Genomic DNA, 2,064 nt, shown 5'->3' with positions numbered 1-2,064 from the left:
AATAGAGTAGGCGCATGAATTACTCATGCGCCTCTCACAGATCCGTACGTGCGGGTCTTCGCATACGGCTCCTCCATGTTTATCCCCTTTGGAGATGATGTTCATTGTAAATATCCACAAGAGAAACAAGACCTTTCTCTTTGTAGAACCATTCATTCGGAAGAGCTACGTTTACGGGTTTGCATTTTGAATTCCTCCATGCATACATACGAAGCTTTGGAAGTGCTCCCTTCCATTTTCGCCTTCGTAACTCCCTATGTAGTTTCCTTACTTTCCTCCAACTTCTTAATTGTACCGACCGCAATCTTCTTCTTATCCATTTATCAAACTCAGTCATTAATGTCTTTGAATGCCAATATCCAAAGTAATTACCCCACCCTCTTAGATATGGGTTGAGTCTTTCCTTTATCAGTTTTTCAATGTTTACCGTTTGATTTCGCTTTGTTATTTCCTTGACTTTACTTTTAAACTTATTTATAGATTTCTCGGAAGGTTTAACCCAATAAGCTTGTTTAAATTCATACCCTAGAAAAACAAATGATTCATTCATATTATCAACAATCTTAGTCTTTTCAGGATGTACGATTAATCCGAGTTTTTGTTCTAAAAATCGAGTTACTGATTTAAGTACTCTTTCGGCACCCTTTTTTGATTTACAACAGATAACGAAATCATCTGCATACCTTGTAATGCGATGACCTCTTTCTGTCATAAGTTTATCTAACGGATGCAGATATATGTTGGCGAGTAGCGGACTGATGACACCGCCTTGTGGAGTACCCTTTTCATTTAAATGGAAACTTCCACCCTCCATGATTCCTGCTTGGAGGAAACTTTCAAGTAAACCAATGACACTTCCATCTACTATTTCTTCTCTAACCAATGACATAAGTTTCTCATGCGGAATTGTATCAAAGTATGATTTTAGGTCTGCATCAATTACATACACATAGCCATCGAGTAAATCTTTTCTAATTTTCTCCAATGCCATATGTGCACTTCGGTTCGGTCGAAATCCAAAACTACAATCAAGAAATTTCGTTTCGAATATTGGTTCTATTATTCTTCGTACAGAAGCCTGCACTACTCGGTCTCTCACGGTTGGGATACCTAAAGGTCTTCTTGAACCATCAGCCTTTGGAATATATACACGTTTCACTGGTCTTGGCTTGTATGTCTTTTCTCGTAATTCTCCTTGAAGGATTTGTACATTATCCTCCACGCTCATTTCAAAAGCCTTAATTGTTACTCCGTCTACTCCTGCGGCCCCACGATTCCTTTTTACCTCTTTAAAGGCTTCCTCCATGTTTGGCAATGCCCATATTTTATCTATGAGACTATACCACTTCCTCTTTTGTGGGGTATTTACTCCCTCACGAAAACCTTGTTTATCTTCTATTCCGTTCATGTTCTGTTTCTTTCCTTTCATTCTGATGATTAACTAGCCCAACTTCGGCAATATCAGCAGTTTCATAAAGTACTACACCCCATACGGTCTACCCTTCTGTTCGACCCCGATTCTGTGGATTTGTCCTCTCGGTTTCTGTATGGACATGACGTATTGTAAGATAACTCAGTTCTTCTTTCATGGACAGACAGGCTTCGCACAGAGTCCCTACCTTTTGGGTTAGGGCTCTTCTTAATAATTTATATTAAGTCACTTACCATTGCGACTTTTCCGGTAAGCTTCCTCACTACTATCCCCTGTTCTGACTTCTCACCATTCATAATCTCAACTTGCTCATCACGAGCTTGTTTAAGGTTTACCACAAAACTAATGGAAACGATGAGACCTCCTTGGGTCACGTTATCGGGCTTTCTCCTGAATCCAGTCCTCCTAACTAACAGAGCCCTCTTGTGGCTTTGGACACTCCCTTCTTTTGCAGGGTTATCCGACTCTGCCAGCCAACACGGTTGAATTGTCGCCTGTTCCAGGTTTTGCCTTCAGGTCCTCCGCACATTCCCTCGCGACAATGCACTACCTGTCAGCTATACACTTCCGCCACTACGGTGTGTTCGGGACTTTCACCCGTTAGCCCGATACGCTGCCAAGCGCACAAAAGA

Annotated in this window: 2 protein-coding genes; both read right to left on the bottom strand. The window is 41.2% G+C overall.

Annotated features, from left to right (window positions below; genetic code table 11):
- Window positions 1-79 precede the first annotated feature (79 nt).
- The gene (gene ltrA / locus J2S19_RS23575; RefSeq protein WP_307347338.1) at window positions 80-1,408 is read right to left on the bottom strand and encodes a group II intron reverse transcriptase/maturase; all 1,329 of its coding nucleotides are present in this window, start codon (window positions 1,406-1,408) and stop codon (window positions 80-82) included.
- 239 nt (window positions 1,409-1,647) lie between these two features.
- Window positions 1,648-1,806 carry a hypothetical protein gene (locus tag J2S19_RS23570; RefSeq protein WP_307347336.1) on the bottom strand — a complete coding sequence of 53 codons (159 nt, stop codon included), beginning with the start codon at window positions 1,804-1,806 and terminating at the stop codon, window positions 1,648-1,650.
- Between the last annotated feature and the right edge of the window lie 258 nt (window positions 1,807-2,064).

Origin of the sequence: Metabacillus malikii (genome assembly GCF_030813355.1) — a bacterium.
Taxonomy (GTDB): domain Bacteria; phylum Bacillota; class Bacilli; order Bacillales; family Bacillaceae; genus Metabacillus; species Metabacillus malikii.
Note: the sequence above shows the minus strand (reverse complement) of the source record. Positions and strands in the feature narration are given on the sequence as shown.